The 8,210-nt window shown below is 37.3% G+C and carries 10 protein-coding genes; 9 read left to right on the top strand and 1 reads right to left on the bottom strand.

Annotated elements, in window-relative coordinates:
- The first annotated feature begins 183 nt into the window (after nt 1–183).
- From BDR01S_RS20490 to ypjB, 9 genes are all read left to right on the top strand, one after another.
- Entirely contained in the window at nt 184–1,086 is a 903-nt protein-coding gene (locus BDR01S_RS20490; protein ID WP_066257181.1) for a hypothetical protein, read from the top strand.
- 21 nt (nt 1,087–1,107) lie between these two features.
- On the top strand, nt 1,108–2,373 hold the full coding sequence (locus BDR01S_RS20485; protein ID WP_066257177.1) for a tetratricopeptide repeat protein: 1,266 nt from the start codon (nt 1,108–1,110) through the stop codon (nt 2,371–2,373).
- 33 nt (nt 2,374–2,406) lie between these two features.
- A complete protein-coding gene (locus tag BDR01S_RS20480; RefSeq protein ID WP_066257174.1) occupies nt 2,407–2,973 on the top strand; it encodes a ReoY family proteolytic degradation factor in 567 nt (188 codons plus the stop codon).
- A 124-nt stretch (nt 2,974–3,097) separates the two neighbouring features.
- On the top strand, nt 3,098–3,562 hold the full coding sequence (locus tag BDR01S_RS20475) for a YpiF family protein (protein WP_066257172.1): 465 nt from the start codon (nt 3,098–3,100) through the stop codon (nt 3,560–3,562).
- A 140-nt stretch (nt 3,563–3,702) separates the two neighbouring features.
- On the top strand, nt 3,703–4,209 hold the full coding sequence (locus BDR01S_RS20470) for a QcrA and Rieske domain-containing protein (protein WP_066257170.1): 507 nt from the start codon (nt 3,703–3,705) through the stop codon (nt 4,207–4,209).
- A 3-nt stretch (nt 4,210–4,212) separates the two neighbouring features.
- Nucleotides 4,213–4,887, top strand: coding sequence for a menaquinol-cytochrome c reductase cytochrome b subunit (qcrB, locus tag BDR01S_RS20465; protein WP_026563914.1), 675 nt, complete (start codon nt 4,213–4,215; stop codon nt 4,885–4,887).
- Between the two features lie 65 nt (nt 4,888–4,952).
- Nucleotides 4,953–5,726, top strand: a complete 774-nt coding sequence (locus BDR01S_RS20460) for a menaquinol-cytochrome c reductase cytochrome b/c subunit (protein ID WP_066257168.1) — start codon at nt 4,953–4,955, stop codon at nt 5,724–5,726.
- An 83-nt stretch (nt 5,727–5,809) separates the two neighbouring features.
- Entirely contained in the window at nt 5,810–6,403 is a 594-nt protein-coding gene (gene lhaT / locus BDR01S_RS20455; protein WP_066257162.1) for a lipoprotein heptaprenylglyceryl N-acetyltransferase LhaT, read from the top strand.
- Between the two features lie 66 nt (nt 6,404–6,469).
- Nucleotides 6,470–7,264, top strand: coding sequence for a sporulation protein YpjB (gene ypjB, locus BDR01S_RS20450; protein ID WP_066257161.1), 795 nt, complete (start codon nt 6,470–6,472; stop codon nt 7,262–7,264).
- A 35-nt stretch (nt 7,265–7,299) separates the two neighbouring features.
- On the opposite strand, the gene BDR01S_RS20445 is transcribed toward ypjB, so the two are convergent.
- The gene (locus BDR01S_RS20445; protein WP_066257158.1) at nt 7,300–8,172 is read right to left on the bottom strand and encodes a YitT family protein; all 873 of its coding nucleotides are present in this window, start codon (nt 8,170–8,172) and stop codon (nt 7,300–7,302) included.
- Nucleotides 8,173–8,210 lie beyond the last annotated feature (38 nt).

Raw genomic sequence — 8,210 nt, 5'->3', positions numbered from 1 at the left:
CCGCTTTAGCGCCGAGGAGGCTCCCCGGCACGCCCGCGGAAAGCGAAGCGCCTGGAGCACAAATCAACAACCAAGTTTAAAAACGAAATAGATTTTTAAGAATGTCATAGTTTTTAGATTTTTCGCATAGCTTGTACTAAGAAGAAAAGTAGAAGCAAGTTAGAAAAAACAGGGTGGTGGACGATGTATATCATTGAAAATGCCAATCTTCTTAAAGACAAGCAATTGAAAACATGTTCGCTATTAATTTCCAAAAATCGCATTGATAAAATTGATTCACATTTTAGTCATTATCAGCTGATAAAAATGAATGCAGGTCCATATATAATGACCCCGACATATGTCCTTTTTAACTCAACGATTCCACAAATGAAATCCTTTCAAGAACTAAAAAAATGCCTAATCGAGGAATTATTGATGAAAGGGTGTACCACCTTATTTACCTATGTTAATGTTTCCTACGAAAATGAGTTAACATCAAAAATCACCGCATTAAAAACAGGTCTCTTAAGCAGTCCAATTGACTATTTGATTGGGGTAAGAATACCGATTCGCTTGATAACCCAATCGTTTATTAGGAAATGTAAGAAAGAAAAAATATCAGCAATTTTTGTGGATCTGCAAAACGTTCACGAATTGGAAAAAATACCTTGGGGCTGGATAAGAGAAGCCATGTTTCCGTTTAACAGTCCGTTAATTCCAATAATTTCTTCCCTCCAGAAGAAGGAAGTGAAGAGTGTTTTGTCGAAATGGAATAGTATCATGAAAAGAGAAAACATCCCTGCTCTTTACGAGGAAATTGAAGAAAATCACCCATTGACTATTCCTGTATTAAATAAAATCGGATTATACCCACAAAAAGCAAGTTTAATGAGTGGTACTGAGGTAAGTTATAATCTATACTCAAAATCAAATGAGATCATGAATATTGATGAATTGAATTTATTTCATTATCATAGTGATAGACTCATGGTGACTGTCCATAAGGGGACGGTGGTACGTGCAGGGGAAAACGTAATATTTAAACCTGGAAATGGAGAATTTGTTCGGGTGAGAACCCCCTCATTTTTTTCTCTGTCTATCTAGGAGAACGAGAGGTAAGTGTCAATGGAAAGAGTTAATAAAATTATTAACATGTTAGAAAATGGCCAACATAAGGAAGCCTTAAATGAATATAATGATGTATTACACAGCGGAAAGCCAGATGAAAAATTCCTGCTTGGAGAAGAACTGTATCAATATGGTTTTCTGGATGAGGCTAAAGCATTAATTGAAAATTTACTTGTGATATTTCCTGAGGAAGGTGAACTCCTTGTACTGCTAGGTGAAATATTAGTTGAGGCCGGGGAGGATGAAGAAGCGATACTTGTTCTTGAAAGGATCTCAGAACATGATGCAAACTTTGGCCAATCATTACTATTGTTAGCGGATTTATATCAGGTTCAGGGTTTATATGAGGTTTGTGAACGGAAACTTCTAAAGGCAAAGGAGTTATTGCCGGATGAAGTAATCATAGATTTTGCTTTAGGTGAACTTTACAGTGAACAAGGTGAAATAACCAAGGCATTAGATGCGTATGAAAAGGTTTTAAAAGAAGTAAATGAAATAGCAGGAGTAAATATTGACCAACGGATTGCAGATCTATTAAGTGCATCTGGAATGTTTGAGGAAGCCCTGGTTTATTACGATAAGGCAATAAATGAAAAATTGGAAATTAACACATTATTCGGATACGCATTTACAGCATTGCAGGCAGGTTATAATCGAACTGCCATAGAAAAGTTTATTGAATTAAAAGAGCTTGACCCTGAATATCATTCACTTTATTTACATCTTGCGTTAGCTTATGAACGGGAGGAAGAGCTTGAGAATAGTTTACTCACCATTCAAGAAGGCATAAAACAAGATGAATTTAATAAAGAGTTATTTTACTTTGGCGGGAAAATTGCCATTAAATTAGGGAAAGTGGAGGAAGGAGAAAAGTATTTTCGTGAGGCACTTGCCCTTGACCCGGGATTTGCAGAAGCGGCACTAACATTAAATAAGCTCTTTTTTCTCCAAGAAAGATATGAGGATATCATTGAGTTAATTTCCGAGCTTGATATTAAGGAAGATGAAGAACCGCAGCTTTTATGGGATTCTGCACGTAGCTTTGAAAAGTTAGAGGAATTTTCTTACGCATTAGACAAATATGAAAGTGCATATACTTTTTTTAAGAAAAATGAAACGTTTTTAAATGATTACGGTTATTTTTTGATTGAAGAAGGAAAAACCACCCAAGCTGCCGAAATTTTTAAACAACTACTTATTGAAGATCCAACAAACGTCGAGTATATGGATTTACTTGAACGTCTTACAGGGTTGAAAGATTAAAAAAAGCTGATTCTGCAGAGGAGGGAAACTAACATGGCAACCCCTGTTTCTGTCAACGAGAAGAAGGACTTTATTCGCTGGTTTCTAAATCATTATCAATTAAAGAGAAGAGAATGTGTATGGATCCTCAACTATCTAATGAGCCACGATCAACTAATGGAAAAGGTTCATTTTGTTGAGCAAGCACAGTATTGTCCGAGAGGTTTGATTATGTCTACCCATTGCGTTGATAAAGTGCCGTTTCGTTTTTATAAAGAAAATGTGATGACCACGGACGCAGAAAAATCCTTTCATGATATTCGGTTAAATCGAGACGAGGATATTTTTATCCAATTAAACTTTCATGCTGCCAATCAAGCACACCAGTATGCTGCGGTTCTAGAAGAAAATTTATACGTTCCTAAACATTTGCAAGTGAATGAAAAAGATGGGATCGTTGCAGAACAATTGTTGCAGCACAGCATCGATCACTTTCAACGTGAAAAAATTCTTCAATTGATCGATGAGGCATTAGATAAACAAGATCGAAAAGAATTCCTAGCTTTAACACAAAAATTAAATACACTGAAAACCCTTGAAGAAAAAGGAAGTTTGCGATAAGCAGCTTCCTTTTGTTTTTACATCATTATAGGAACAATCTTTCTAAATAAATCCCTTTATCATTTATTGTTTATGGAGAAAATGATATTATATTAGTAGTGAAATTAAAGGCTGGTGCGATGATATGAAGTGGACACCTCAAGATATCGAGACGTATTTAAATGCCAAAGAGTATGTAGACACTGCTGTGATCCCGTTATTTTCAGTTTCTATGGGGGATGATATGAAGCAGTCAGCGGCAGCGCTTGAGTTTATTAATTTATTAACAGGGTATTTAGAGAGGCAATTTACGGGAAGATTAATATTATTCCCGCCATTTACATATCTAAATTCCAAAAATGAGGAAGTTATCTTAAGTGATTTGAAAGATTGGGAAGCTAGCCTAGTAAAGGAGGAGATTCATCACATTTTTTACATTACATCTGATATTGATTGGAGAGATCGTGAAAAAGACCTAAATGGAACGTTAATTTGGCTCCCGGCGATTCCGCTTGAGCATATGAACGATTCGCAAAAAGTGGCGATTATTGATAGTCAAGTAAAGCAACTCCTAGGTCTGTTTACGCAAAAATGGCATGAAAGTGAGTAAAACACTCTAGAAAACATGTTTTTAAAATAGTATGATATTGACCTAACTTGAAGATTGATATATCATTGTTATGTCCTAGTTTTATATGTGTTAAATTTGTGTCCGTTGGACTTAACTTCGTGAATAGAGGGGGGAGAAGCATGAGTAAGCAACGCGTTTCAAGACGTCAGTTTTTAAGCTACACATTAACAGGTGTAGGCGGTTTCATGGCAGCTGGAATGTTAATGCCAATGGTACGTTTTGCAGTTGATCCCGTATTAAAGGCTGATGAGGGCGGGGATTTTATTGCAACAAAGCAAAAGGTTGCTGATATTACGGACGAGCCAGTTCGGGTAGATTTTACCTTTAAACAAAAGGATGCCTGGTATGAATCAGAAGTTACAAATACTGCTTGGGTTTATAAGGATGATGCAGGCAAGATTGTAGCGCTTTCACCTACTTGTAAACATTTAGGCTGTACGGTTAACTGGAATACTGACAAGGAACACCCAGGTCAGTTCTTCTGTCCATGCCATTATGGCCGCTACGAGAAAAATGGTCAAAACATTGCAGGAACACCACCATTAGCACCACTTGATGTATATCCATTTAAGGAAAAAGACGGGTTTCTTTATTTAGGTAAAGCAAAACCACGAAAGGAGGCGTAATCATTGTTAAACAAAATTTACGATTGGGTAGATGAACGTTTAGATATTACGCCTTTGTGGCGCGATATCGCAGACCATGAAGTACCTGAGCATGTAAATCCAGCGCATCACTTTTCGGCGTTTGTATACTGCTTTGGAGGTCTTACATTCTTTGTAACAGTTATTCAGATTCTTTCTGGTATGTTTCTAACCATGTATTATGTACCAGATATTAAAAACGCATGGGAATCAGTGTATTATCTTCAAAATGAAGTTGCTTTTGGCCAAATTGTACGTGGAATGCATCACTGGGGTGCAAGTTTAGTGCTTGTCATGATGTTTTTACATACGCTACGCGTCTTTTTCCAAGGTGCCTACAAAAAACCTCGTGAATTAAACTGGGTTGTCGGGGTACTTATTTTCTTCGTCATGCTTGGTTTAGGGTTTACAGGTTACCTATTACCTTGGGATATGAAAGCGTTATTCGCAACAAAAGTAGGTCTGCAGATTGCCGAAGCGACACCATTTATCGGCACTCAGGTTAAGGTTTTACTTGCTGGACATGAACACATTGTTGGTGCTCAAACATTAACCCGCTTCTTTGCGATTCATGTGTTCTTCTTACCAGGTGCATTGCTTGGATTAATGGGAGCTCACTTCTTAATGATTCGTAAACAAGGTATTTCCGGACCACTATAATCATTGCTTTAGTTTGTTATCGCAAGTGTTTTTACTAACTACGGAAAAAGGAGGGGGATTTCTCGATGCATCGCGGTAAAGGTTTAAAGTTCGTTGGTGATTCACGTGTTTTAGCACCATCAGAACGTAAAAAAATGATTCCGAAAGATTACTCTGAATACCCTGGTAAAACAGAGGCGTTTTGGCCTAACTTCCTTTTGAAAGAATGGATGATAGGAGCCGTATTTCTTGTCGGCTTTTTATGTTTAACAGTTGCTCATCCGGCTCCGCTTGAAAGGATAGCGGATCCAACTGATACTGGGTATATTCCATTACCAGACTGGTATTTCTTATTTTTGTATCAATTACTGAAATATTCATATGCATCCGGACCATACACAGTTATCGGAGCAATGATTATGCCGGGACTCGCATTTGGAGGTTTATTGCTGGCACCGTTCCTTGATCGTGGACCAGAACGACGTCCGATGAAACGCCCGCTTGCAACTGGCTTTATGCTGTTGTCATTAGCAGCGATTGTGTTTTTAACATGGGAATCTGTTTCGACACATGACTGGGCTCAGGCCGAACGTCAAGGTAAAATTGTCGCTAAAGTTGATATTGATAAAGCAAGTGATGGCTATAAAATAGCTAGCGCTAATACATGTATTACTTGTCATGGTGAAAATCTTTCAGGTGGTGCTGGTGCACCTGCTTTAGTAGGTACTGGATTATCCGCTGCTGAAGTTGCTAAGATTGCTAAAGAAGGTAAAGGCGGAAAAATGCCTGCTGGGATCTTTAAAGGTACAGATGAGGAACTTAAAACACTTTCTGAATTCATAGCAAACCTGGGTAAGTAATAATCGGAATATTGAAAAGCTGACGAAGATCGTCAGCTTTTTTATTCATTGAAAAAAATTAAGTTTATGAAAGGGGAGTATACGTGCGTTGGATTTATCCTCTCTTAGCTCATCGATCAATTATGATGCTGTTATTAATTGTTAATATTTTCGGAACCATCTATGGATACTATTGGTATGGTTGGCAGCTAAAGGAAACACCTGCTATTTTTCTTCCGTTTGTTCCAGACAGTCCAACGGCTAGTTTATTTTTTGTGTTTGTGCTGCTCGCTTTCCTATTGCGGAAAAATTGGCCATTAATTGAGGCACTTGCCATTGTTACTCTTTTTAAATATGGGATTTGGGCAGTGGTAATGAACATCCTTGTCTATTTTGTCCAAGGAGAACTAGATCCTGTTGGTTATATGTTAATTTTGTCCCATTTTGCCATGGCTGTACAAGGTATTCTTTATGCACCATTTTATCGATTTAAATGGTGGCATTTAATTGTAACAGCTATTTGGACACTACATAATGACGTAATTGATTATGTGTTTTTCATGATGCCGAGCTATTCCATGCTCGATCGCTACACACCACAAATCGGCTATTTCACATTTTGGCTTTCAATACTTTCCATTGGTATTGCCTATTATTTTTCAATTCGATCCAAACGGTTCAAACTTGAAATAAAATAATCTTAGCTGGTCTAACCTTGTCCACCCCTACATACATTTTATTAGTAATGAAAGGGGGGACAAGGATTGAAAAACAAATGGATATTTTTCTTTGCAATTATCATGATGCTTACTCCCATAACTGTAAATGCTGAACAACAATCGCCAATGGAGAAGCTTGATGATATTTCAGATGAAGCTCTCCAAATGGTAAAGTTTCATAGATATGATGATGCAAAAAGACTGTTGGATTACTTTTCTGACCAGTTCACGAGCATAACCGGTCATGAACAGCCATTAACAATGGATGAGGTAAGAATAATTAACACCTCCCATGATGAAGCAGTGGAAGCAGCAGTTAGTTCCAACATGAAATATGAGGAACGAATAAATAAATTAGTCAAATTTCGCCTTGTCATTGATGCTATTGCAACAAGTCATCGACCATTGTGGGTTGAAATGGAAGATCAAATTATGACGGCATTTCATCAAGCTAAAGATGCTGCCATTAAGGGTGATACCGGTCATTTTCATTCAAACTTTAATTCCTTTTTGTCCTTATATAACGTAATCTATCCTAGTATGAAAATTGATGTGTCTGTAGAAAATGTTCAAAAACTAGACGCACGGATTGATTTTATTAATGAATATCGTTCCCAAGTGGTAAATGATTCAAAAAGTCAACAGGAATTGGATAAACTTGATTCGGATTTAACTAATCTATTCTCTAATATGGAGGAGGATGAGGCGGATCCAAACATTTGGTGGGTTATTATCTCGACGGGAAGTATAATCATTATGACCTTGTCCTACGTTGGCTGGAGAAAATATCAAGGTGATAAGAACATGGAAAAAGACCGATCGAGAGACTTAAAAGATTGACTAAAAAAGCAATGTCCAAGGCGGACATTGCTTCTTTAGTCTATTAACGGCATTTTATTTTCATCCAATGTGAAACCTTCTCCATGGACGTCATGGACAATCGTGATGGAAACAAACGCATGGGGGTCTACTGAAGTTATGACATTTTTTAAACGGACTATTTCATTTTTGGCGACAACACAATATAAGACATCACGCTCACTTTTAGTGTATGAGCCATATCCTCTTAGGGCCGTTACTCCTCGGTCCATTTCTTCCATGATCTTAGCGGCAATTTGTTCGTTCTTTTCCGAAATGATCATCGCTCCACGTGCTGAATAAGCACCCTCTAAAATGAAGTCAATGACTCTCGCACCAATAAACACAGCAACTAGTGTATACATGGCCTGTTTATAATTTAAGTATGTAACCAAAGATATGGCAATTACACACGCATCAAACATGAACATTGTTTTCCCCATATTCCAGCCTGCATATTTTTGAACAAGTCTGGCGATAATATCGACTCCTCCAGTTGTTCCTCCAAAGCGGAAAATCACTCCCAAACCAATCCCTGTAAGAACTCCGGCAAATAATGCGGCCAATGTTAAATCACTTTGAAGTGGCATATCAATTGAATAGCGTTGAAATATCCATAAAAAAATGGATACACCGACTGTTCCTATTATTGTATATAAAAATGTATTGCGTCCTAACAATTTCCATCCAATAAAAAAAAGAGGAATATTTAAAATTAAATTCGTATAGGATGGATCCCATTTGAACAAGAAATAAAATAGGAGTGCGATACCTGTGAAACCGCCTTCTGCCAGTTTGTTTTGCATATTAAAATTGACTAGGCCAAACGACATAATTGCCGCTCCTAATAGGATAAATAATATGTTTTTAACCTTAAGACCATATAACATTAATAATCCCCCTCTGCCATAAATTCTCTTATATGGCG

Origin of the sequence: Neobacillus drentensis NBRC 102427 (assembly GCF_001591445.1) — a bacterium.
Taxonomy (GTDB): Bacteria; Bacillota; Bacilli; order Bacillales; family Cytobacillaceae; genus Neobacillus; species Neobacillus drentensis.
Note: the sequence above shows the minus strand (reverse complement) of the source record. Positions and strands in the feature narration are given on the sequence as shown.

Coding starts and splice junctions, on each gene's coding strand:
- BDR01S_RS20460 (WP_066257168.1), top strand. CDS start 4,953: ATGCATCGCGGTAAAGGTTTAAAGTTCGTTGGTGATTCACGTGTTTTA.
- BDR01S_RS20445 (WP_066257158.1), bottom strand. CDS start 8,172: ATGTTATATGGTCTTAAGGTTAAAAACATATTATTTATCCTATTAGGA.
- BDR01S_RS20485 (WP_066257177.1), top strand. CDS start 1,108: ATGGAAAGAGTTAATAAAATTATTAACATGTTAGAAAATGGCCAACAT.
- BDR01S_RS20475 (WP_066257172.1), top strand. CDS start 3,098: ATGAAGTGGACACCTCAAGATATCGAGACGTATTTAAATGCCAAAGAG.
- BDR01S_RS20480 (WP_066257174.1), top strand. CDS start 2,407: ATGGCAACCCCTGTTTCTGTCAACGAGAAGAAGGACTTTATTCGCTGG.
- BDR01S_RS20470 (WP_066257170.1), top strand. CDS start 3,703: ATGAGTAAGCAACGCGTTTCAAGACGTCAGTTTTTAAGCTACACATTA.
- BDR01S_RS20490 (WP_066257181.1), top strand. CDS start 184: ATGTATATCATTGAAAATGCCAATCTTCTTAAAGACAAGCAATTGAAA.